General features: G+C 60.3%; 23 protein-coding genes. 12 read left to right on the top strand and 11 right to left on the bottom strand.

Going from position 1 to position 20636, the window contains the following annotated elements:
• Nucleotides 1-112: 112 nt before the first annotated feature.
• A complete protein-coding gene (locus DC522_RS00115; RefSeq protein WP_116526668.1) occupies nucleotides 113-958 on the bottom strand; it encodes a patatin-like phospholipase family protein in 846 nt (281 codons plus the stop codon).
• Nucleotides 959-964: 6 nt separating this feature from the next.
• Nucleotides 965-1453 (bottom strand): MarR family winged helix-turn-helix transcriptional regulator, encoded by a 489-nt coding sequence (locus DC522_RS00110; protein ID WP_116526667.1) that lies wholly within the window; start codon nucleotides 1451-1453, stop codon nucleotides 965-967.
• 200 nt (nucleotides 1454-1653) lie between these two features.
• Between DC522_RS00110 and DC522_RS00105 the strand changes: the two genes are divergently transcribed.
• Genes DC522_RS00105 through DC522_RS00095 form a run of 3 tightly spaced genes read left to right on the top strand, consistent with a single transcriptional unit; the run spans nucleotide 1654 to nucleotide 4762 of the window.
• Nucleotides 1654-2880: a DUF898 family protein gene (locus tag DC522_RS00105; RefSeq protein ID WP_165819997.1), complete on the top strand. Its 1227-nt coding sequence runs from the start codon at nucleotides 1654-1656 to the stop codon at nucleotides 2878-2880.
• 8 nt (nucleotides 2881-2888) lie between these two features.
• Complete coding sequence (locus DC522_RS00100; RefSeq protein ID WP_116526665.1) at nucleotides 2889-3983, top strand: M48 family metallopeptidase; 1095 nt, start codon at nucleotides 2889-2891, stop codon at nucleotides 3981-3983.
• Nucleotides 3983-4762 (top strand): DUF1499 domain-containing protein, encoded by a 780-nt coding sequence (locus DC522_RS00095; RefSeq protein WP_116526664.1) that lies wholly within the window; start codon nucleotides 3983-3985, stop codon nucleotides 4760-4762. The genes DC522_RS00100 and DC522_RS00095 overlap by 1 nt, the downstream gene beginning before the upstream one ends.
• Nucleotides 4763-4973: 211 nt before the next feature.
• Here DC522_RS00095 and DC522_RS00090 read toward each other — a convergent pair whose 3' ends face one another.
• The gene (locus DC522_RS00090) at nucleotides 4974-5921 is read right to left on the bottom strand and encodes an MBL fold metallo-hydrolase (protein WP_371678501.1); all 948 of its coding nucleotides are present in this window, start codon (nucleotides 5919-5921) and stop codon (nucleotides 4974-4976) included.
• Nucleotides 5922-6015: 94 nt separating this feature from the next.
• Between DC522_RS00090 and DC522_RS00085 the strand changes: the two genes are divergently transcribed.
• Nucleotides 6016-6627 (top strand): biotin transporter BioY, encoded by a 612-nt coding sequence (locus tag DC522_RS00085; RefSeq protein WP_116526662.1) that lies wholly within the window; start codon nucleotides 6016-6018, stop codon nucleotides 6625-6627.
• A gap of 206 nt (nucleotides 6628-6833) precedes the next feature.
• On the opposite strand, the gene DC522_RS00080 is transcribed toward DC522_RS00085, so the two are convergent.
• Nucleotides 6834-7124 carry a hypothetical protein gene (locus DC522_RS00080; protein WP_116526924.1) on the bottom strand — a complete coding sequence of 97 codons (291 nt, stop codon included), beginning with the start codon at nucleotides 7122-7124 and terminating at the stop codon, nucleotides 6834-6836.
• Between the two features lie 190 nt (nucleotides 7125-7314).
• Here DC522_RS00080 and DC522_RS00075 point away from each other — a divergent pair, with 190 nt between their 5' ends.
• Nucleotides 7315-8007: a hypothetical protein gene (locus DC522_RS00075; RefSeq protein ID WP_116526661.1), complete on the top strand. Its 693-nt coding sequence runs from the start codon at nucleotides 7315-7317 to the stop codon at nucleotides 8005-8007.
• Between the two features lie 59 nt (nucleotides 8008-8066).
• Here the strand turns inward: DC522_RS00075 and DC522_RS00070 are convergent, their stop codons facing one another.
• The gene (locus DC522_RS00070; RefSeq protein ID WP_116526660.1) at nucleotides 8067-8462 is read right to left on the bottom strand and encodes a DoxX family protein; all 396 of its coding nucleotides are present in this window, start codon (nucleotides 8460-8462) and stop codon (nucleotides 8067-8069) included.
• Between the two features lie 578 nt (nucleotides 8463-9040).
• Here DC522_RS00070 and DC522_RS00065 point away from each other — a divergent pair.
• The 3 genes from DC522_RS00065 (at nucleotide 9041) to DC522_RS00050 (ending at nucleotide 12344) form a co-directional block, all read left to right on the top strand.
• Nucleotides 9041-9364, top strand: coding sequence for a hypothetical protein (locus DC522_RS00065; RefSeq protein WP_116526659.1), 324 nt, complete (start codon nucleotides 9041-9043; stop codon nucleotides 9362-9364).
• A gap of 884 nt (nucleotides 9365-10248) precedes the next feature.
• On the top strand, nucleotides 10249-11556 hold the full coding sequence (locus tag DC522_RS00055; RefSeq protein WP_116526657.1) for a nucleotide sugar dehydrogenase: 1308 nt from the start codon (nucleotides 10249-10251) through the stop codon (nucleotides 11554-11556).
• Between the two features lie 179 nt (nucleotides 11557-11735).
• Nucleotides 11736-12344, top strand: coding sequence for a peptidoglycan-binding protein (locus DC522_RS00050; protein WP_116526656.1), 609 nt, complete (start codon nucleotides 11736-11738; stop codon nucleotides 12342-12344).
• A gap of 646 nt (nucleotides 12345-12990) precedes the next feature.
• Here the strand turns inward: DC522_RS00050 and DC522_RS34520 are convergent.
• Nucleotides 12991-13137 carry a hypothetical protein gene (locus DC522_RS34520; RefSeq protein ID WP_165819996.1) on the bottom strand — a complete coding sequence of 49 codons (147 nt, stop codon included), beginning with the start codon at nucleotides 13135-13137 and terminating at the stop codon, nucleotides 12991-12993.
• Nucleotides 13138-14025: 888 nt separating this feature from the next.
• On the opposite strand from DC522_RS34520, the gene DC522_RS00045 reads away from it, so the two are divergent.
• Nucleotides 14026-14304, top strand: a complete 279-nt coding sequence (locus tag DC522_RS00045) for a hypothetical protein (RefSeq protein ID WP_116526655.1) — start codon at nucleotides 14026-14028, stop codon at nucleotides 14302-14304.
• A gap of 204 nt (nucleotides 14305-14508) precedes the next feature.
• On the opposite strand, the gene DC522_RS00040 is transcribed toward DC522_RS00045, so the two are convergent.
• The 5 genes from DC522_RS00040 to DC522_RS00020 form a co-directional block, all read right to left on the bottom strand.
• On the bottom strand, nucleotides 14509-14898 hold the full coding sequence (locus tag DC522_RS00040) for a hypothetical protein (protein ID WP_116526654.1): 390 nt from the start codon (nucleotides 14896-14898) through the stop codon (nucleotides 14509-14511).
• Nucleotides 14899-15854: 956 nt separating this feature from the next.
• On the bottom strand, nucleotides 15855-16076 hold the full coding sequence (locus DC522_RS00030) for a hypothetical protein (protein WP_116526652.1): 222 nt from the start codon (nucleotides 16074-16076) through the stop codon (nucleotides 15855-15857).
• Between the two features lie 146 nt (nucleotides 16077-16222).
• On the bottom strand, nucleotides 16223-16486 hold the full coding sequence (locus DC522_RS37140) for a M10 family metallopeptidase C-terminal domain-containing protein (protein WP_116526651.1): 264 nt from the start codon (nucleotides 16484-16486) through the stop codon (nucleotides 16223-16225).
• The gene (locus DC522_RS34515; protein WP_165819995.1) at nucleotides 16483-16656 is read right to left on the bottom strand and encodes a hypothetical protein; all 174 of its coding nucleotides are present in this window, start codon (nucleotides 16654-16656) and stop codon (nucleotides 16483-16485) included. Before DC522_RS34515 ends, DC522_RS37140 begins: the two co-directional genes overlap by 4 nt.
• Before the next feature lie 997 nt (nucleotides 16657-17653).
• A complete protein-coding gene (locus DC522_RS00020; protein WP_116526650.1) occupies nucleotides 17654-18763 on the bottom strand; it encodes an acyltransferase in 1110 nt (369 codons plus the stop codon).
• 465 nt (nucleotides 18764-19228) lie between these two features.
• Here DC522_RS00020 and DC522_RS00010 point away from each other — a divergent pair, with 465 nt between their 5' ends.
• The 3 genes from DC522_RS00010 (at nucleotide 19229) to DC522_RS00005 (ending at nucleotide 20233) form a co-directional block, all read left to right on the top strand.
• A complete protein-coding gene (locus DC522_RS00010; protein ID WP_116526648.1) occupies nucleotides 19229-19702 on the top strand; it encodes a glycoside hydrolase family 108 protein in 474 nt (157 codons plus the stop codon).
• Nucleotides 19699-19830, top strand: a complete 132-nt coding sequence (locus tag DC522_RS36775; RefSeq protein WP_256369824.1) for a hypothetical protein — start codon at nucleotides 19699-19701, stop codon at nucleotides 19828-19830. The genes DC522_RS00010 and DC522_RS36775 overlap by 4 nt, the downstream gene beginning before the upstream one ends.
• A 118-nt stretch (nucleotides 19831-19948) precedes the next feature.
• Nucleotides 19949-20233, top strand: a complete 285-nt coding sequence (locus tag DC522_RS00005; protein WP_116526647.1) for a hypothetical protein — start codon at nucleotides 19949-19951, stop codon at nucleotides 20231-20233.
• Nucleotides 20234-20636 lie beyond the last annotated feature (403 nt).

Here is a 20636-nt window from a genome sequence, read left to right as displayed (position 1 = left end):
TGCCTGCCCTCATGATCAGGGAAAGCATGGCCTCTTTGAGGCATGTCCTCGATCATGATTTGGCTACTCAACCCATGTTGCAATCAGCCTGAATCCACGATTAATGCATCCCTCACGGATGCTGCCGCCTCATGCGACGGGCAAAGTCCTCACCGTCCCTCAGGCCTATTTCATAGGCTTTGCGGATGCCGGAAGGATTGGTGATGTCGAACTGTCCAATGGGCACGGGCTTGGATGGCTGGATATAGGTGCGACCCTTTGCTTCAGGAAAGGCGCGGTAGAGGCGGGACAGAATGACGAGGGTCTTGCCGCCCTGCGCCTCCACCGGCAGCAGCGGTTCCGTCGGCACGTTGTCCACGAGGCCGCCGTCGAGCGCCGCCATGCCGCCGATGCGACCCACGGGCATGAAGGGCGGCACGCTGGCGCTGGCCATGAGTGCTGCTGACAGGTCGGCAGGCGATTCCAGATCCTGCACGCGCACGAATTCGGGGCTGAAGCCGAGGGCTCGCCCGCCTCGCGGGTGCACGGGAGAGCGCCATTTCTTCTCGATCTGATAGGTTGCGATGCCGAGCGGAACGGCGAGGGCCAGAGGCAGGCGGCGGGGCTTGCGCGCAAGGCCGATCAGGATCTCCGGGCCCTGCTTGAGGCGCGCCAGGGCAGACTCGTCGATGATCGTCTCGATCAGGCTGCGATACATGAGGGAGACGGGCCAGGGTGAGCCCTCGCTGCGCCACGCCCTCCATTCGAAATTGCGGCGGCCCTGGCTGCAGCCTTCCGCTACCATCTCGTTGACCTTCCGGCCGAGCCCCAAAAGGCTGTAGCATGCGGACCACGCGCCCGCGCTCACGCCGACGACCATGGATGGCTTCAGCCCGAGAAGCGGAGCGGCCGCCTCCCAGAAGCCGCCCTGCCAATAGCAGCGATTGCCGCCGCCTGCGAATGCCACCGCGTCGAACATGAACGATTACCGCTGATGTTTCGCGAGCGTTGCGTCCTCCTCGGCGCGGGCGCGCTCGCGCCAGGCGAGCACGATGCGCTCGAGATCGACGAGATCCTGCTCCGGAAGGGAGCCCAGCGTGCGCTGCACGTAGGTGCGCTGCGCGGCGATGCCTTTCTCCGCGAGGTCGCGCCCCCTTTTCGTGAGATAGAGCGCATTGGAGCGCCGGTCGCCGGGAATGGGGCGGCGTTCGACGAGGTCTGCTTCCACCATCCGGTCGAGGAGACCGGAGACATTGCCCTTGGTCACATAGAGCCGCTCCGCCAGTTCCTGCTGGCTCAATCCTTCGCGCTCCGTCAGTGTGGACAGAAGATCGAATTGCGGGATCGACAGGCCGAGAGCCTTCAGCTCGCTGGCGACGGTGTTGACCGCGCGGCGGTGAAGACGAATGACGCGAAACCAGATGCGCAGCGGATCGGCGCCAAGGTTGGCAGGGGCGGGAGAAGGGGACGTCAAAGATGATGGCTCCTGATGAAGGCGGACAGTTTATAGCGGAACGATCTCTCCCGTCATCCCTGTACAGTGGCTTCTCGATCGCAGATGGACGGGCCTGCCGTTGCAATAACCGTGAATAAAAGCGGTAATCCTTGAAGAGTAATGTTCTAAAGTATCATATGCATGCTAAGAGCGCCCTATCTTCCTTGAAGGTTAGGACCATGACTGCTTCTGTCTCTTCGAATATTCCACTAACTCCGCCGCAGGCTTCCCCGATGTCCTTCTCCGGACGCGGGGGCGAGTTCCTGAAGATGCTCGTGACGGGAAGCCTCTACCAGATCCCGACCTTCGGTTTTTACCGCTTCTGGCTCATCACGAAGCTGCGTCGCCACCTCTGGGCTAACACGCAGATCGAGGGTGAGTCCTTCGAGTATACCGGCACGGCGAAGGAGCTGCTGATCGGCTTCCTGATTGCGCTCGCCATTCTGGTTCCGCTTTATGTCGCGTACTTCATCATCGCTTTCGCGCTTGAAGAGCAGGCTGCTTTCGCCAGCCTTCCGCTCATTTTGCTCATGTATGTGCTGTTCCACTTCGGCAGCTATCGTGCCCGCAAGTACCGCGCGACGCGAACCGTGTTCCGTGGCGTGCGCTTCTGGATGAAGGGCTCGGGCTGGGCTTATGCTTTCCGTGCTGTGCTGTGGGACGTTGCGACGCTGTTCACTCTCGGCATCGCACTTCCCTGGGCAATGGCATCGCTTGAGCGCTACCGGATGCGTCATACCTATTTCGGCAGCATACAAGGTGATTTCGCAGGAACGGGCTGGTCGCTCTTCAAGCGCGCTTGGTGGGTTTGGGTCTTGGGGATTGCGGTGATCGCCGGCGTTGTGGCGACGAGTGCAGCAGTCCTTAGTTATAGCGAGGGCGACGAGGAACTGGCGATACAGTTTGTTCCAACGTTGCTCATCTTGGTGCTCCTCGCGCTTTCTCCGGTCGCAATGGCCATCTTCACCCGCTGGCAGATCAACGGCTTGCGCTTTGGCGAGGTGACTGCTGAAAGCCATCTTCGCACTGGCACGTTCTACAGCCTTTTCTTCAAAGTGTTATTCTCCTCTATCGGCATTCTGATCGTCTTTGCCATCATCATCGGCCTTGCCGCCGTGTTTTTGGGTACGGTCCTTCAGGAGGCTGTTGTGGCCATGCAGCTGGGTGAGTTCACCTGGACAGCGATCAGCCTCATCGTGTTCAGCGCTTTGGTCTACTTGGCCTTTTTCCTGAGCATGGGTGTGATTCAGCGCTACTTCTATGGACGCGGTCTGTGGGCAGCCGTCGTCACGACGACAGCCGTGTCGAACCTGCGCTCTCTCGATGCCGCCGTAGCCGCCGGCAAGGCTTCGGGCGTGGTGGGCGAGGGCCTCGCGGACGCGCTCGACTTCAACGTCGGGATATGAGGTAAGCCATGACGGATGCGGTGTTCTATGACGGAGTGAGTGCCCAACGCAGGGCGGTCACTCTGAACATCACCGCATCCAGTCTCGATATTCACGAAGGAGGCGAGTGGATCGCCTCCTGGCCTGTTGCGGAAGTCCGGCGGAAGGATGCACCTGACAGCATCTTGCGTTTGACGCGCGAGGGCGGACCGGATCTGGCACGCCTCGACGTGACGGATCCCGCCGATCGGGCATCCATCCGGCTGCATTGCCATCGTCTCGACAACCGCGACCAGCGGGAGCGCACGGCGCGGATCGTCTTCTGGTCCGCCGCGGCCTCCATCTCCATCATCCTGTGCGTGCTGTTCCTGATCCCGCTTCTGGCGGAAAAGCTCACGCCGCTCATTCCTGTCGAATACGAGCAGCGCATCGGCAAGGCGGTGGATAATCAGGTGCGCGCCATCTTCCGCGGCAAGATCTGCGAAGCGCCGGAAGGTGTCGCGGCCCTTCAGGCGCTCACGGAACGATTGCGCAAGGCGAGAGGCATTGACGTCCCTCTCGAGGTGGCGGTGCTGGAATCCAAAGTACCGAACGCCATTGCCCTTCCCGGAGGCCGGATCTACTTTTTCAAGGCGCTCCTCGACGAAGCCGAATCCGTCGATGAGGTCGCGGGCGTGCTGGCGCACGAGATCGGGCACGTGGTCAGCAGGGACGGCCTTCGCAAGCTCGTCCAGTCCTCCGGCACGTCCTATCTCTTCGGTCTCCTCTTCGGCGATGTGACAGGCGGTGGCGCCATCGTGCTCGCGAGCCGCTATCTTGTCGACAGCGCTTATTCCCGCGAGGCGGAGGCTGCTGCGGACGATTTCGCCGGAAAGACCATGATCTCACTGGGGCGGCCCGCACATCCCATGGCGCTGTTGCTCAAACGCATCGAAGCGGATGAAGATGACGATGAGGATGAGGGAGGGGGGAACGAAAGGGGCATTCCTGCTTTTCTGTCTACCCATCCGATCACCGATCAACGCCTGAAAGCTTTGGAAAAACAGGTGCCCTCCCAGACTGGCGAGCCTCTCCTGACACAAGGGGAGTGGCGCGCGCTCAAAGAGATTTGTAAGACCTCCTGATGCGTCGTCTCATCATCGAAGAACCGTATTCCCGGCCGGCCAAATGGTCGCCCATGCTGGCTTGGTTCGCGCTCGTCGTGACGGTTCTATCCGCGCTGATGATCCGCTTCGGCCGCATCGACTATCAGGCCGGTTTCGTTGCCCTTGGTCTTGGCCTTGCCATTGCCGTCATCGCGGTGGGACTCTCCCTCGTCGCCTTCGTCCGCATCTGGCAGGAGGGTCGCCGGGGCTTGGGAAGCGCGATCAAGGGGCTGGTGCTGGCTGCTCTCGTGCTCGGCTACCCGGCCTTCCTGGGCCTCAGGGCCGTGACGTTGCCGGCGATCAACGATATCAGCACCGACACCGAGGACCCGCCTGCCTTCTCGCGTTCCCGCGCTGCGCTCGATGCTCGCCAGGGGCGCGTGCCGCCCGAAGTTCCGCCTCAGGAGCGCGAATTGCAGCGTGAGGCCTATGTGCAGATCGCGCCGCTCACCCTCGACATTCCGCCCGAGGATGCGTTCCCTCTGGTGCGCAAGGCTGCAGAAGATCTCGGATGGCAGATCATCGAGGCCGTGCCGCCCGGCGGACGGACAGGGATCGGAAGATTGGAGGCGGTGGATCGGACGCTCCTGTTGAAGCTGCCCGACGATATCACGATCCGCATCCGACCCCGCGCCGACGGCACGCGCATCGACATCCGCTCCGCGTCCCGCATCGGCCATCACGATCTCGGCACGAATGCCGCGCGCATCCGCGCCTTCCTCGAAGAGGCCTCCAATCTGGCGCTGGCGGTGAAGTAATCCGGATGGCTCCCCGTCATCACCGGCCTTGTGCCGGTGATCCCGCTTCGGCGGAGCGCCGCGCTTTTCTTGATCGGGATGGCCGGGACACGCCCGGCCATGACCCTGGAGGGCTGTCGTGCGCTCTCTGGATCAGGTGCGGCGCTCCGACTTTCCCGACCCCCACCCTCACTCCCTCCCCGTAAAGGGGGCTCCTTTATGAGCCAGACACTCAGACCGGGCGATACTCGCCGTCAAGGCTGGGGACGCCATCCGTGGCCGCCTGTTCCTTGGCGACCAGATCTTCCAGATGCGCAAAGACCGAAAGGCCTGCGGCGTTCAGGAGGGCAGGGTTCAGGCCCTGATAGATCGCGGCGACGATTTCGGGGATCGTCCTGTCGCCTGCATTCAATCGATTGAGGATTGAGGCCTCCCGCAGGCGCCGGTGATGGATCAGAGCGCGCACGAAGCGCTGGGGATCCTGTACCGGGCCGCCATGGCCGGGCCAATAGACTGATTCCTCACGACCTTTGAGCTTGTCGAGGGAGGCCATGAACTCGCTCATGGAGCCGTCAGGCGGCGCGACAACGGTCGTGGACCAGGCCATCACATGGTCTCCGGAGAACAGGGCCTTCTCTTCGGGAAGGGCGAAGGCGAGGTGATTGGCCATGTGCCCGGGCGTCGCCACGGCTTCCAGTGTCCAGCCGGGGCCTTGCACCACATCGCCCTCGACGAGTTCTCTGTCGGGGGCATAATCCTTGTCGGAGCTCGCTTCGAGAAAATTCACCTCGCCGCTGAACAGAGGGCGGGCGCTCCGGTGCGGGCTGCAGCCCACGATCAGCGCGCCTGTCGCTGCCTGAATGGCGCGAGCGGCAGGGGAGTGGTCGCGATGGGTGTGGGTGACGAGAATGTGGGTCACAGTCTCACGGCGCACGGCGTCGAGCAGAGACTCGATATGACCGGGGTTGTCGGGACCGGGATCGATGATGGCGACCTTGCCGGAACCCACGATGTAGGTGCAGGTCCCGGTGAAGGTGATGGGCCCGGGATTGTTGGCGACGATTCGGCGGACCAGGGGGCTCACCTGCAGGCATTCGCCCGATTGGGCCGGGGGGCGAACATCGAAAGTGAGGTCGTCTGCCATGGGGGATCCTTGGAAATCTCTACCTGTCCGGGACATCTAAGCCGTTCGGCTGCTTGAGACGCCGGCCAGACCCACCTATAAGGCGTCTTGAGCCGCCTGCGAATGGCGGAATGTTCTGGAGATTTATTTCATGTCGACTGGCGCTACCTCGCTGTCTTCTCCGTCGACCCTCGTCGGCCTCATCTGGCCGTCCCGGGACGATGCCCGCTTTGCCGCGCTGCGCGCCATCGTCCTGATGGCCGTGGGTACGGCGCTTCTCACCCTGTCCGCCAAGGTCCAGGTGCCGCTGCCTTACGTTCCCATGACGCTGCAGACCCTGGTCGTGCTCATCATCGGCGCGTCCTATGGTTGGCGTCTCGGCGGCGCAACCGTCGGCCTTTACCTCCTGCAAGGCGCGATGGGCATCCCCGTCTTCGCCGGCCCGACGGCCGGCATCGGCTATCTGATGGGCCCGACCGGCGGCTTCCTCTTCGGCTTCCTGGCCGCAGCCATCGTCATGGGCTTCATGGCTGAGCGTGGCTGGGACCGCTCGCTCCTGCGCGTCATCGTGATGATGAGCCTCGGCCATGCGCTGGTCTTCGTGTTCGGCCTTGCCCAACTCACGCTGGTGATGCCCTTCGCCAAGGCCTGGACCGTGGGCGCTGCTCCGTTCATCGCCGCCACGGTGGTGAAGACCGCTCTGGCCGTAGCCCTGATGCAGGCAGCTTGGGCGGTGACTCGCCGCGGTCACAACGCTCCCTAAGAGCCTCCCGCATAGAGATAAAAAGAAGCCGCCTTCGGGCGGCTTCTTTCGTTTGAGAATGGCTTGGCGCATCGTGCGGAACCGATGGTCCGCGTCAGCGAAAAGTGGATCCGGTTTTCCGCTCGAATGATGCGCTCTCTCTAGAAGGGAGCATCGGATGAGTCCCAAAAGTGCGAGTTCACTCTTGGGTCCGAGGCTCTAGTCGCTTAGCCTGCCGAATGCACGAGCCGGAGATTGGGCTTCGACTTGATGCTGCCGTGACGGAAGGTGATGTCGACCCAGTCCTCATCGCCGCCGGCTTCAATGACGCGGTAGCCCATTTGCTTGGCGATGGCTTCCACTTGGCTCAGATTGGCGCGGGAAATCCAGCGCGAGAACTCAGGGATTTCCTGATCCATGAGAACCGCAAGCATGCCGATCTCGACGCCCTGGTCGAAATCTTCGCTGCGGCCGGGAAACCGTAAACGCAAGCCGTCGTCAAGATGGATGTGTCGCATGGTGGGAGCCCCCAAATCGCCGTGTGCGGCATTCTTTTGCTGAACTGTAGCAACATTCCGTCAGGACAGAAAGGCGGCATGGGCGCGCATCTCCGCAACAAGACTTGGCTGTGACGCAAGAAAGACCGGAACTGTGCCTGAGACCGCTCATTAGCCTTCCGAGTTCGGATGAGAAACTTGGAGGCGACCCATGGCTGAGCGCAGAATCACGGCCTTTTTCAACACCTATGACGAGGCGGCCAAGGCCGTGCGGCGGCTGGAGGCGGCGCACATCCCGGATTTCGAGATCAGCCTGGTCTCCAACAACGCCGACGACACCGTATCGCACCACGCGACACGCTCTTTCGATGAGGAGAAACCGTCCCACGAATTCGCCGGCGCGGGGGCCGCAGCGGGCTCGATTGCGGGCGGCGGCGCCGGGCTCCTGGCCGGCCTCGGTACGGTCGCGGTCCCGGGGCTCGGGCCGGTGATCGCAGCCGGGTGGCTGGTTTCGACTCTGGTCGGCGCCGGGGCAGGGGCCGCTCTCGGTGGCCTTGTGGGAGCGCTGGCCGATACCGGTCTCAGTGAAGACGAGGCCAAGGCTTATGTGGATGGCGTCCGACAGGGCGGGACGCTCGTGACCGTTCGCGTGGACGAAGGCGACATTGACCGCGTGGTGGATATTCTTGATGACGAAGGGCGAATCGAGCCCGGCAAACAGGAGCGGGATTGGCGCTCCGAGGCTGCTGCCCCGCCGATTGGCGCCGCAGCCTCCACTACCACGGGTCTCACGACGGACCTTCTGCCCAATCCTCTCGACGAGGAGGATGATCATACGCTGCATGTCGAACTCGAGGATGAGCGCATCAGGCGCATGACAGGCTCGGGCGACGACCAGACCTGATGCAAAAAGCAAGAGGTTCGTTCGACCTCTCGTTTTCTTCCTTGCGAATGTGTCGAAGCTCAGCGGTTCCTGCCAAGGAGGCTGTCCAGGCTCCAGACACCGCCGCCAGCTGCCACGAAGTAGAGGAACACGAAGCAGTAGAGGATAGCTGCGTCGCCGCCGTTCAGCACAGGGAAGAAGCTCTTCGGCGCATGGGCGATCCAATAAGCGGCTGCCATCATGCCTGAGAGCACGAACGCGACAGGGCGGACGAAAAGCCCCAGAACGAGAAGAGCGCCCCCGAACAGCTCGAGCACACCTGCGATCCACGACAGGCTGAACATCTCCGGCGAGGCACCTGCCGGGAAGCCGAGGATCTTCTGCGTGCCGTGCGCCATGAAAATGAGGGCTGCAACGATGCGCAGAATGCTGAGAAGGCGCGGCGACCAAACGGTCTCGAGCGAAGTGGTCTTCATCGAATGTGTCTCCGGTGAATGGAATAACGGCGCGGGTAGAGCATGCGCCGGTGGCGAGGACATCGGTTAGCGGTCTCGCTTCTTCATTTCCAGGTGCGAAAGCACACGTCTCAGTAACGAATTGCTTACCACGTTCGCAGGACAGTTTGACCGTTCTCGGCGTTCAGGCGTTTCCCCCATGCCAACAGCACAGGAGGCTGCCATGACCATCCTCGATCCTCTGACCGGCCAGCTCGTCACGATCGATCTCACGCCACGTCCGCGTCGCTGAGAAGGAGCGCATTCTCTTCTGCCGGTAAGCTGCGTTCCCATTTTCTTGATTGTTTCTCTCCCGCACGGACGACTTCGGCGCTCATCGCATTCTTTTGAACTCGAGTGGGTTTGTGCGGCATATCACCTTCCAACAATGCGACGCTTGGTTCCGGCGAACGGGCCGGAACTCGAAAGCCGAACCTGCATTGGCCTTGTAACAGCAAGGCCCGGTTGAGCGTTATGGCCGAGTTTTGGTCGGCCCACGCCCGGTAACCGCAGCTTTGAGGCGCAATCGTTGCAGAACACCAGAGAGTTGGGAGAGTTGAATGGCTCTGACAGGACGCTTTAATCTCCGCAAGACCTTCACGGGCCGGATCGTCTTGCAGGTCGAGGAGGAGGTGCAGGGCTTCTGGGCACGTATGACGGGCCGTCCCAAGCTGCATCGCCGTTGGCGCGATGCCAATGTGCTCGATCTCGCTGCGCCCGAACTGCGCTCCCTGGTCGATCTGCGCTTCCGTCCCCGCTACATGCCTCAAGGCCAGGAGCCCCCTCAGGACTGGCCCAAGGCTCCGCGCCAGCTGGAGGCCATGCCGGCCCAGACCCTTCACTATGAGACCTATGACGAGAACGGCCGCTTCTCGACCCATTGAGGGAGAGATAGGCCCGGGCAGGGCGCAGCTGCTCCGTCGGGAGGGCCGGTGAAGGATTGGCGTCCGCTCTTCGAGAATTGTCGGCAACATTAGTTGCGGACGCTTGGGCGGTCAGGCGGAAGTTTCAGGTGCTCGCTCAGGACTTGCACGATGTCGGCGACCTCAGCTCGGGAAACGGCAAATCCAACCGCACCAAAGGCCGGGTGGTTGAAGGCAATCAGGGAGCCATCGATCTTTGCAACCTGAATGTAACACCTTGGAGTATACACAGTCTCCACGTCTTGCCCCTCTAGGGGCGGCACCGGCACCCCCTCGAGCATCTGCCGTCTGGTCCGACCCAGAAGGCTGATCAGGGTGCTCAACTGCTTATAATCCAGCTCAATTGGGGTCGACGGTTAGCCCACTTCAGCGATTTGGAAAGAAACAGAGTTTCCGTTCTCGATATCTGAATTCCAACTTTAATCTCCGCCATGATCGTCACTCCCTTCCGCGGTGCAGAGCGATAGTCTATGGCCGTAAACGAACCCTCACAAAACCAATAAATGCCCAGTCCAGGCAGGCTTCGTCGCATTGGTGGCGGGGTGTGCAGCGCGGATCGCCTCGGGAGCCAGTTTCGGAGCCGGCGGGATTGGGATGATCCTGGCCTCGCGTGCGACCGGCTGGTGGAGGGGACTCCTGGGTGCTCGCCAAAGAAGAGCTCAGCGGTGCGGCCGCTACGGGCCGACGGAGTATTGCAGCCGAATTGTGGCGATCGTTCATCTGGAGTAATGGGAGGGCCGCGGTGCTCCTTCTTGGCGGGCACCTTTGGGTGTCCGGAGCTGTGCAATCCGGTACACGGCATGCCCAGAAACTCCGCTCAACGGGATTGCAGCCGAGGATTGCGAATGCACAAATATGCTCTGCTTCAGAAACTGAACGGCAAATCGGCTGCCATCGGGATTGTTGGGCTCGGATACGTTGGGTTGCCGCTCTCGATCCGCTATGCTGAGGCGGACTACGCGGTCGTTGGCTTTGATATCGACCCCGCAAAGGTCGATCTGCTCAACAACGGAAAGACTTATATTGCGCATATTGTTGCGCAAGGGATTGCGAATGCGATCGAGAACGGCTTCGAGCCCACATCGGATTTTTCGAAGGCTCGCGATGTCGACGCCTTGATCATCTGTGTCCCGACGCCGCTGTCGAAGCACAGGGAGCCTGACCTGAGCTTTGTCCTGAACACGGTCGAGACGCTTTTGCCGCATCTGAGGGCTGGTCAGGTGATGGCCCTGGAGAGTACCACGTATCCCGGCACCACCGAGGAGGAGCTGAGGCCCCGGATCGAGAAGGCCGGGTTCAAGGTGGGAGAGGACGTCTTCCTGGTGTTTTCGCCGGAGCGCGAGGATCCGGGCAACCCGAAATTCAGCACCCGCACGATCCCGAAAGTCTGTGGTGGCACGACGTCCGCTTGCCTCGAGGTCGGTCTCGCCCTGTACAGTCAGGTGATCGACACGGTCGTCCCGGTCAGCTCGACCCAGGCGGCGGAGCTGACCAAGTTGCTTGAGAACGTTCACCGCGCTGTCAACATCGGTCTGGTCAACGAGATGAAGATCATCGCCGACCGGATGGGCATCGACATCCACGAGGTGATCCGTGCGGCCGCGACCAAGCCGTTTGGGTTCGTGCCGTATTATCCCGGCCCTGGATTGGGCGGGCACTGCATTCCCATCGACCCGTTCTATCTCACTTGGAAGGCGCGCGAATACGGCCTGCACACGCGCTTCATCGAACTTGCGGGTGAGGTCAACAGCACCATGCCGGAGTGGGTGGTCGCGAAGATCGCCGATGCCTTGAATGAGCGCGAGCAGTCAATCCGTGGCAGCAAGATTCTCGTTCTCGGCATTGCCTACAAGAAGAACGTCGATGACATGCGGGAGTCTCCCTCGGTGGAACTGATGAGCCTGCTGCAGGCCAAGGGGGCTCGGATCGCCTACAGCGATCCCCACGTGCCGAAGTTCCCAAGAATGCGCCGCTACTCGTTCGACCTTACAAGTGTCGATCTAACGCCGGAGGTGCTGGTCAGCTATGATCTGGTGCTGCTGGCGACCGATCATGACGCATTCGACTACGAGATCATCGAACGGCATGCCAGGCTGATCGTGGACACCCGCGGGCGCTACCCTGGCCCCCGGCGCAATGTGGTGAAGGCTTGAAGCAGGCTTAGCCGCGATATGCGCAGGCCATCGTTGCTTGGCCAGACAAGGCCGCGGGAAAAGGCCGCTGGCGACACCAGGATGCTGGCCGGGGCGCTCTTGACCGAGACCCGTCGGAACCGTAGTGGTTTGCCGAGTGAGTGTCCGATACGAGCCCTATCGCCGGCACGGATCATGCAATGAATGCCAACACTAGCACTGCAGCACCCAGGCGGCATCCGAGTGGTGTTCTCGCCATCGTTGCTGCTGTGGGGTGGGGCGCATTCGTGTGGTCCTTGATAGCCGGTGACCCAGAGGTGCAATCAGCTCAGGCCAAGGTTGAACGGGTCCAGAGCGCCCCGGATCGGGTCACCGTCGAGCGCGATCAGCTGGCGGTCGAACACAACCGATTAGTGACCCAGGTGCGGGACCTGCAAGATGCCGAGAGACGCGTGGCGCGGGCTCAGGAGGAAGTCGCCAACCTCGAGCGCATGCGCGTGCGGCTGACTCAGGCTGTGGATCAGGTTCGGGCGCAATTGGGTGGGGGGCAACCTTCGGTGGCGGCAAGTCCATCTCCTACGCAACCTCTAACCCCTGCAATGAGGCTCTCGGGACAACAGATCCGCGCTGCTCAAGAAGCCCTCGCTGCCCTCGGTTATGGGCCCGTGCAGGCCGACGGCGTGGTTGGGGCCGGGACGCGGACCGCCATCAAAGCCTTTGAACGGTCCAGCGGACTGGCCATTACCGGGGAACTGACCGCTGCGACGGTTAAAGCGCTGGAGGCGGCGGCCGGAGTGTCCCTGCAATAACGGCTTGTTGGCCTCAGCCGGAGGCTTTCAGGAGCCGAGTCCTGCACAGTGAGTTCGAGGCCTTAAGTGATTACTTGCGGGAGAGTAGTCGCTTGCGCCTTGCGACGCGCCGCTTCGGAAGAGACGCCCAGCTTGGTGCCCAGCGTTGCTCGGATCGCGTCTTGCCTTTGCGGTGAGGATGGTGCGGCTTGTTTCGCAAAGCGACGTGAGCTGATGTGCCGACCGTCAACATTGCGGCAAGGAGGTACGAAAACCAGGCTGATAATGGTGCGCCTACCCACAATAAGGGCTTATCATGAGCCTACGTGCAAGAGTTAGAATGCTGTGCTCCCGTCGCTCATCATAAGCCTTGTCAGGGCACTTGGGGGAACTGTCCCGGGGCGGCAGCCGACCGTCGAAAATTCTTGTCCAATCCGGAGGCCAGGCCCATAACGCGGCCTGCCAGAATGATCTTGGGCCAATCAGCCACCGCGACCCGTCACTCGAACATGGCCCCCTGCTGGCCGTCGTTCGATTACGGTTAAGCCTCGCCGGCCGAGGGGTCTATTTCTCTGGAAGTGTGAGGACACTCGTCAAAGATACCGGAAGGTGTGTTCATCTTTTCCTCTCTTCCCAGCGAAGGGAGGAACAGCCTGAGTGCGGGGCCTCAATTCTGGTTGGGTAGGAGCGACTGTGCACTGATTTCGACGAGTGTGGGAGCCACCTTCTCAATAAGAAGCCCAAGGCCCAGACCAATGAGTGGTCCGAGAATGATGACCACCGCCAGTTCATGCCACCTTTGGGACTGTCTCATGAAATGCTTCCTGCTCTCAGATGGGGACTCAGGGCGTACGCTATCCTCTGGGCCAGAGCAAGGCAGGGTTTAGGCGGACGGCATTGCAGGGTACGCGCAGCTGTTCGCCAGCGGGGGAACTCCAACGCGACATGAACAACCCTCGTCGAGCATCGTGAGGCCCCCGTTTCCACCGACTCCCTAGGCGTGAATTTTGGGATCGGGCTGAGCCTTTGAGACTGATCGCATGGTGGCAGGTTGGGATCGAAATGGTTCCCGGAGCCAGCACGTTGCCTGAAGCGGGGACACCGAAGGTACGGCATCAAAATGCGGGACGAGTTGAGGGCGATCAGGCGGATGCTGTCGCCTAGGGGAAATAGGTGAGCACGAACCAGAACAGACCGCCGATCGCCAGACCGGGCAGACGAGCCCTGGCAGTTCGATAAAGTTCAGGGCCTCAAAGCGGCGCTTGAGGCTGTGAGCCCATCTCGCCATGCACGGCCTCCTGGGTATGCAAGACTATGCGTTGATAGGCTCACCGGTTCCAGCGTGCGACGCGGCTTCTGAGGCCCTGCCTCCGCGAGCCAGCGCTCATCTCTCGCAGGCTATCAGACAGGCTTTCGCTGCTCATCGTAAAGCTGAGCTCCGGGACATTCGCTCGGCGCGATATCTTGAACATGGGCTGGCGGGCCTCTCGCACACCAGCTTAATCGTGAAGCAAATGCGGGAATGGTGCGATGGCGGGGAAACGACAACCAGCCAGTCTTGTTCTTCATGCACGCCAGAACCCGCTGTTTCAAATCCCATATTTGGTCATCTCGCCTGATCCCGCTTCATGACAGCCCAGTGTTCGCCCTGAACTGGGACAACCATGGGCGTTCTTTCAAGCGGTCAGGAGGAGGAGAGGTCATGCTTCCGCAATTGCAATACTTTCAGCTCGGTAAGAACGGGCTGTATTACGGCAACTATGGCGGACTCGATTATTCTGCAGGCGCTGAGGACGAAACGATCACAGGAACTTCGGCGGATCCGGCCCCAGTCGATGCTTACGATCAGCTGTTTTATGAGCATGATCTGGCTCTCCAGCAAGCCTCCAACCCGGGAATTCGCCTCGAAGCCCATGTTCAGGTGGTTGAGGGGGTATATAGGTTGCTATCTGACGCGGCCGCAGCCTGGAACATCTTTTAACGGTGCAACAACGAACTCTCGATGGGGCCCTTCCCCGGACAGCACAGTTCTGATTCGGGTTTTATCTTCGTCGTGTAAGCTCGCTCAGAAAGATCCGTCTGGCATACGCCTCAGCCGGAGCGGCTCGCTCAGCCCATTTGGCACTTCTTAAGACTGTCTCGCGCCTCGAGAAAAGGACTCTTCTGAGACTTGGGACAAACTAGCCTAATGCTTTTTTGCGGACGGCGTCGGCTGAACAATAAACCGATCTGTCAGGAAACTGATGATATTGGCGATCTGATCCCGGGGCAGGGTCAATCCAACCGGGCCGAATTTTGGGTGGTGAAAGGCAAAGAGAGCCCCGGCCGGTGGAGACGCCTGGATACACCACTTCGTGTTGGCGGCCGTGCTGATAATCACTCCCTCACCTTGAAGGTCAGGTTGTGGTTGCCAAGCAACCATTTGGCTTCTGGCGTCTCCGAGCTCGCTGATCAGTCGATCGAGCTCATCAAGCCCAAGTGTGAACTGTTGGGGCGATTGCCCAAGCGTTGCAATCCCTATTGTGACGGCCCTCTTGTCCTGATTGACTTGGATACTCATTCGCACTTCAGGCATGGCCCAGTCCCCTCATCCGAGTTGTCATCATTCTAGTTGTGGCCCGGAAGGGGAACAAGCAGAAGCCGTAGGCATGGACCGACGGCTTTCGGTTTCCTCTGGTACAAAAGCCTGGCGGTCCTTTCTCACGTCCCTTTCTGCTCATCTGCCATCCCCCCGCCCGAGTCTATTTTTGAGAATTTCGGACCTGCCTTCTTCGGGCGACCTGGCGGATCGGCTCAACAGACGGGGATCATGGAGGCTGTGGCGAAATCCATCATCGCTCAGCAGGAGCTGTCTAAGCATGGCAGGTGATCCATTCCTGCGCTCTTGGAAACGTCAAGCAAAGTAATGCGTCGGCCCGAAGTTGCCATGGGCATGGAGACGGAACGATGACGAAGGGATCTTGGCTAATGACGTCAGCATTGGTTGGCTTATGCGTCGTTGCTTCAGCACCTTCATCTGCTCAAGTCCAATTTGGTATTGGACCCGCTGGCCCGAGTGTCCGGGTTGGTCCTGATGAATGCCGCTACATTGAACGCCGTCATGTTTCCGATGACGATGAGCCAGCGACAGGAAGCGTACGTCACTGCCGGACGGTGGTCATTCGAAAAGAGGATGGCGACATAGTCACGCGCCGAGTACGCCGCTGCTGGCAACTGCTGGCTCAGTCCAAAACCCAAGATTGGATTTTTGCCCCAAAGCGGTCCGAGGGGTGGTGGTTCGCGCTTCAGACCTTCCTATTGGCGCTGCCCAACTGCTCTCGCCAACTGCTTTGCTCCGCTTTCTGGCCTCAGGCAAACTGAGAGGCTCAACAACCGTGGATCACGATGACTGCTGCGGGAAGTAGGTTCAACAGCGGCTTTCTTAAGCGATTTTTGGCTGGGGCAGATCGGTAGCCCTTCAGGATGCTCGGAGAATGCAGAATGAGCGTAGGGAACCAGAGCCTCACGCTCTGGTGGGGTGAACGAACAAGTTCAGATCTGCGGCTTGGGGATGGGATTTGAGCGCCGGGGTTCCGGCGCCTCGATCAACCGGAAACAAGCCGGCGGTGATTTCCAGTCGAAGGGCAGCTGGAGTGGGACGGTGCAGGTCGTCAACAGACTCTGTCCCTCCTTGTTCTTCACCTCAAACACGAAGCCGGGCCGCTCCATCTGGGCACAGTCGTGCCACTGGTCGAAATTGATCCAATCACTCATCGGAGCTCCCTTATCTGGATTGATCAGAGATAAAGATCCGTCAGTGCCAGCATCGACACGTTCGCGACTTTCATAGGGAAGTCACCAATCTTGTCGTCGTTCACATCGCCCGACAATACATTACAGATAAAATTTAATTGCCCCGCCTAACCTGTGAACGACATAGCGCCGATGAATGGGACAGCCTGATCTCCAGTCGCCCCAATGTTGGCATCGATGCTGTGAAGGTCGATATGATCAACGCTCCATACGAAGTCTTCGCTTGTGTCCCGCGCTCCCGGGAGAGAATCCCTCACGGAGTTGACGTCTAAGATATCCGCTCCGGTTCCATCGAAGAACGTATAAGCTCCGGTGCCGCCGTCCAGCGTGTCATCTCCACTCAGCCCAGACAACCTGTCTGTCGATGTCACTTCTGCTCAGCACGACAATCGTTGCAATCCACGATGGTGACAGCGTTGCGCGCTTTGCTGGCTGCAAGGAAGTTCACGCCCCGCAGGCTGAACATTCGGGGCAGGCGGAGCCCGCTAAGGGGCTCGGGTATCGGGATACAGAAGCGATGAACCGCGATGGCCTTGCTCATTCGCTACTCCGCCCTTGGCGGGGCCCGGAAGGCTCTCCGACGCTTCGCGACGGAGCGGAAGGGAAGCCAGCGACAAGTTCCACTGCCTCGAGAAAGTGGTTGTGATGGCCTCTCCTCGCTTTGCCATTGCTGCAAGCGTGTCACGGCTTGCAGTGGTGCGGAACGTTCACCGGAGGGCGTAGCTCTACAAGAGAGCGCCCCAGCCGTGGGGACCGAATGGACCTCTGGACTGGGGCGCCGCAGCCCACAGTTTCAGCAAGGGGCTACTGCATCGAAGTTAACCTATGTCTCCCACGCTTCAACGCCTCTTTCGGAGAGACGCAGTCCGACTGCTATGCGCCGAAGAGGTAACCAGAAAGGCACTAATGCGAACTCACTCCTGTGCCCGTCAAAGGTCGCCTGAATGCCTGCAGCCACGGCTGTTGCGCAGTGCCGGTTGAACGCGGCGCAATCAGATCTCGATATCGCGCCCTAACCGAGGGGACTTACAGACCTCCGGTTTAGGGCGCGATAAGCCCTCACTGAGGAAATCGGGTTGAGCCTCAGCTAGGGCAAGTGTGGCCCAAGGGGGTAGGAGGGCCGCACGAGCAACCTTAGCCGCTCAACCGTGGCCATATTATGGATGCCTGAATGCCCTCAGCCGGACAGCTCATAGACCGCATTACGTTGCACGCCCACTCTGTCGTGGATGGATAGTTACGGCAATGAGTTTCCGGCCTCTGGACAGATCAGTTCACGGTTGCCGCTCGTGTGCGCTTCGCCGCTGCAACGCTTACCCTGCCGGACTACACCGACTACATCTTCATCGCCGGGGCGACGGCGATTACCTCATCATCTCATGGGCTAGGCGCACGGTCACGTTCTGCTCAAACGGGGCGACGACGTTCACGGATGGCGGTAACTTGCGTCTGGCTGGCAACGCCGCTCTCGGCCACCTAAGCACAATCACGCTGGTCTGTGACGGGACAGATTGGTATGAAGTGGCACGTTCCGTGAACTAAGTCTTTATCAAGCCATATGCCGCTACAACCGCGAATACAGCAAGGTAGATTGAGACGAGCCCAACTCTGAGTGCTGGGTTTGTACTATCGCTCCAACGCCGTAGTACGCGATAGACTTTGACATCGGCCACCCCGAGCATAATGCCAATGAGAAGCGCTGCAGTCACAGCAGCACACCACATCGCCCATGCCGGTAACGTGGTTGCCGTGGCCTTGTAGGTCCAGAGGATCACCGGAGCATGGCAAAGATAGATGGCGTAGCTGTAATCTCCGAGCTTACTCATCGCGAGCCCAATAGGACCAGGCGTTTTATTCTCGACTTGGGCCGTGATCAGGCCAACGATGTAAACACCAACTATACCTGCTGCTGCGCGGCTGATAGCAACATCGAATGTCCCGATCATTAGGGTTAGGAACAACATCAGCACCGCGACGGCGGGAAGGAAGGCCCCACGCTTTGTCAGCCACGGAATGAGCAACCCACCTGCGAATGCGACGTTGGCGGTCTGGAATGGCAGTTGAGCAAGTGTGGGAATGCTCACTGAACCAGAGGGGAACGCGAACCCCGCCCCTAAAGAGAGGCAGAGCCATACTAGGGCGACAACTTCTAGATAGCGCGTGAATTTGAATGCCGCGATCAGAAACATGAGCACATAAAATGCAATCTCGAAAAGCAGCGTCCATTCCACCCACAGGACGTATCGTGGCCCTTGGCCAACTGGGACGAGGCTTAAGGCGATGAGATCAATTGGGAGCACAGTGCCAACGAAGTGGCTGACAGCTACGACCGTGAGACTTGCCGCAATGAAAATCGGGTAAATACGGATAATTCGGTGCGACAGGAAAGTCCACTTGTCGGTGGAGTGGACTAAATGGGCCATTAAGTAACCAGAGATGGCGAAAAAGATAGCCACTCCGAGTATCCCCCACCGCCCGTCAAATATCTGATAGAACGTCGGATCTTTGTATCCGCGGTTCAGGTGAATTGAAGCGTGAAACAGCAGGACTGTGATCGCGGCGCAGGCGCGAAGCCATTGAATTCCGACCGAGTGCCTTTGGGCGGATGTTTTCAGCCCGTGTGCGGATAACAGTAGGCGATTAGACATTCTTGTGCTGCTCGTAGCGGCGCGGACTGCAAACGCGGTCAGGCGTGGGAAAGCGTTGAGGTCCGACCGCTACCACGACGTACGGGCCCTTCGCAACTGCGTGACCTGCTGGGCCGTTCCACGTTCCATGAGGTTCCTAATGACCACCGAGACATCCGGGCGGGCGTTTTCGCTCGGGCACTGCATGGCAGGAAAATGCCCCGTCGGGATCTGGCTGGACGGGGCTGAGTCAGCGGAGGCGGAGCCAAGGGGTTGGCTATGGGGTTGCGGGAAAGGCCTCCGCATTGAGTCAATCCTGCTTCTTCAATTTGGTTCCAAGTAAATCCTGATAAGTAGCTGAACTATGGTGGTTTTCTTGGTTTTTGTCGTGGGGTTCACGGCCGCCAGTGAACTTTGGGCAAGCGCTCCCGCTCGGCTGGTCAGCCTCTGACCCCCTTCTAAGTCTCACAACTGAAAGGTCTCTCTATGGCTGTCGAGAATTTCCACAGGGCGCTTTCGCTTGTCCTGAAGCATGAAGGTGGCTGGGCGAACCACCCGCTGGATCCTGGCGGAGCCACCATGAAGGACGTCACCCAGCGGGTCTACAGCGATTGGCGCAGGGCACAGGGCAAGCCGGATCAGTCCGTCCGCGACATCTCGGATGCCGAGCTCAAGGTGATCTATCGCGCGAACTACTGGAACGTCGTGCGGGGAGATGATTTGCCGTCAGGACTAGATTACCCAACCTTCGACAGCGGGGTGGACTCGGGGCGATTCCGCGGGGCCAAGTGGTTACAAGGGGCTCTCGGCGTGACGGCGGACGGCATCGTTGGGGTCGCCACTCTGCAGGCTGCCAAATCAGCAAAGGACAAGGCAGCGGTGGCGCGCAAGGCCTGCGAGCTGCGCCGGTCGTTCCTGCGGGCCTCAAGACCTTCTCGACCTTCGGCAAGGGCTGGATGAGGCGCGTTGCCGAAGTTGAAGCCCACTCGGTCGCTCTGGCACTCGCTGCTGCTGGCATCACGGGCCAAGCAGCGGCCGATAGGCTGAAGGACTACAGCGGCGAGAACGAAGCCAAATCCGAAGACTGAGGCTGGCAAGGCCGGCGCTTCCGGAGCTGGTGCTGCGGGTGCCGGCACGGCGACGGCGCAGCCTGATCTCTCTGGGCTCGATACCAATGGCCTTATCGTCCTCGGTCTCGTCGCTGCCGTGCTGCTCGTCACCGTCTTCATCTACTGGCGCAACTCTCGAGCCGAGCGCAAGGTCGCCAAGGCCTACGCCGCCAAGGCGCATGAGAAGATCGCGCTCCTGCAGGCCTCGGTAAACACGTACCAAGTCACACAGGCTGAGCGCCTCGTGTCTCGCGAAGTCCTGCGGGAAGTTGAGGAGCGGCTATCGGGTTCGATCAACCAGCTTGGGGAGCGGTTTGAAAAGCTCGGCGAGAAGCTGGATGGCTTTGTGGAGGAACAGATCAGCCATCGGACGGGAGGATAGGGGCCAGCCAAAAAGAAGCGCCCCTCGCAGGCGGGCGCTGAGTGACCGATCCCTAGGGGCAAACCTGGACCGGGAATATTAAAACCGCTCGCCGCTCCAATTGTTCGGCTATGACCCTCGCTCTCCAGAGGTGAGCTGATCCGAATTTGATCGTCCAACGTGGCTTGCCGCCGAGTTGACTGACTCTATCTCGCCCCTTCCCAGGAGATGCGGCACATCACTTGGACACGACATGCCCCGCTGGCTTCGGCCGGCGGGGCTTCTTCGTGAATGGCTTCGATGCCGTCCCGCGGTCCGGTCTTATGGCTCAGGTAGGCCGTTTGGCCTAGAGCAACGGCAGTTCTGACGGAATCGTTGGGGCTATGCGGTGTGGCGGCTTCGTGATTCACTCATCTTGGCTCTC

Origin of the sequence: Microvirga sp. KLBC 81 (assembly GCF_003075415.1) — a bacterium.
In the GTDB taxonomy this organism is placed as follows: domain Bacteria; phylum Pseudomonadota; class Alphaproteobacteria; order Rhizobiales; family Beijerinckiaceae; genus Microvirga.
Note: the sequence above shows the minus strand (reverse complement) of the source record. Positions and strands in the feature narration are given on the sequence as shown.

What these genes read in the sequence shown, in the direction of transcription:
- DC522_RS00055 (WP_116526657.1), top strand. Translation starts at nt 10,249, where the DNA reads ATGCACAAATATGCTCTGCTTCAGAAACTGAACGGCAAATCGGCTGCC.
- DC522_RS00075 (WP_116526661.1), top strand. Translation starts at nt 7,315, where the DNA reads ATGGCTGAGCGCAGAATCACGGCCTTTTTCAACACCTATGACGAGGCG.
- DC522_RS00085 (WP_116526662.1), top strand. Translation starts at nt 6,016, where the DNA reads ATGTCGACTGGCGCTACCTCGCTGTCTTCTCCGTCGACCCTCGTCGGC.
- DC522_RS00030 (WP_116526652.1), bottom strand. Translation starts at nt 16,076, where the DNA reads ATGAGTGATTGGATCAATTTCGACCAGTGGCACGACTGTGCCCAGATG.
- DC522_RS00100 (WP_116526665.1), top strand. Translation starts at nt 2,889, where the DNA reads ATGACGGATGCGGTGTTCTATGACGGAGTGAGTGCCCAACGCAGGGCG.
- DC522_RS00070 (WP_116526660.1), bottom strand. Translation starts at nt 8,462, where the DNA reads ATGAAGACCACTTCGCTCGAGACCGTTTGGTCGCCGCGCCTTCTCAGC.
- DC522_RS36775 (WP_256369824.1), top strand. Translation starts at nt 19,699, where the DNA reads ATGAGGCGCGTTGCCGAAGTTGAAGCCCACTCGGTCGCTCTGGCACTC.
- DC522_RS34520 (WP_165819996.1), bottom strand. Translation starts at nt 13,137, where the DNA reads ATGAGACAGTCCCAAAGGTGGCATGAACTGGCGGTGGTCATCATTCTC.
- DC522_RS00095 (WP_116526664.1), top strand. Translation starts at nt 3,983, where the DNA reads ATGCGTCGTCTCATCATCGAAGAACCGTATTCCCGGCCGGCCAAATGG.
- DC522_RS00050 (WP_116526656.1), top strand. Translation starts at nt 11,736, where the DNA reads ATGAATGCCAACACTAGCACTGCAGCACCCAGGCGGCATCCGAGTGGT.
- DC522_RS34515 (WP_165819995.1), bottom strand. Translation starts at nt 16,656, where the DNA reads ATGAGCAAGGCCATCGCGGTTCATCGCTTCTGTATCCCGATACCCGAG.
- DC522_RS00045 (WP_116526655.1), top strand. Translation starts at nt 14,026, where the DNA reads ATGCTTCCGCAATTGCAATACTTTCAGCTCGGTAAGAACGGGCTGTAT.
- DC522_RS00020 (WP_116526650.1), bottom strand. Translation starts at nt 18,763, where the DNA reads ATGTCTAATCGCCTACTGTTATCCGCACACGGGCTGAAAACATCCGCC.
- DC522_RS00090 (WP_371678501.1), bottom strand. Translation starts at nt 5,921, where the DNA reads ATGTCCCGGACAGGTAGAGATTTCCAAGGATCCCCCATGGCAGACGAC.
- DC522_RS00065 (WP_116526659.1), top strand. Translation starts at nt 9,041, where the DNA reads ATGGCTCTGACAGGACGCTTTAATCTCCGCAAGACCTTCACGGGCCGG.
- DC522_RS00010 (WP_116526648.1), top strand. Translation starts at nt 19,229, where the DNA reads ATGGCTGTCGAGAATTTCCACAGGGCGCTTTCGCTTGTCCTGAAGCAT.
- DC522_RS00040 (WP_116526654.1), bottom strand. Translation starts at nt 14,898, where the DNA reads ATGCCTGAAGTGCGAATGAGTATCCAAGTCAATCAGGACAAGAGGGCC.
- DC522_RS00105 (WP_165819997.1), top strand. Translation starts at nt 1,654, where the DNA reads ATGACTGCTTCTGTCTCTTCGAATATTCCACTAACTCCGCCGCAGGCT.
- DC522_RS00115 (WP_116526668.1), bottom strand. Translation starts at nt 958, where the DNA reads ATGTTCGACGCGGTGGCATTCGCAGGCGGCGGCAATCGCTGCTATTGG.
- DC522_RS00080 (WP_116526924.1), bottom strand. Translation starts at nt 7,124, where the DNA reads ATGCGACACATCCATCTTGACGACGGCTTGCGTTTACGGTTTCCCGGC.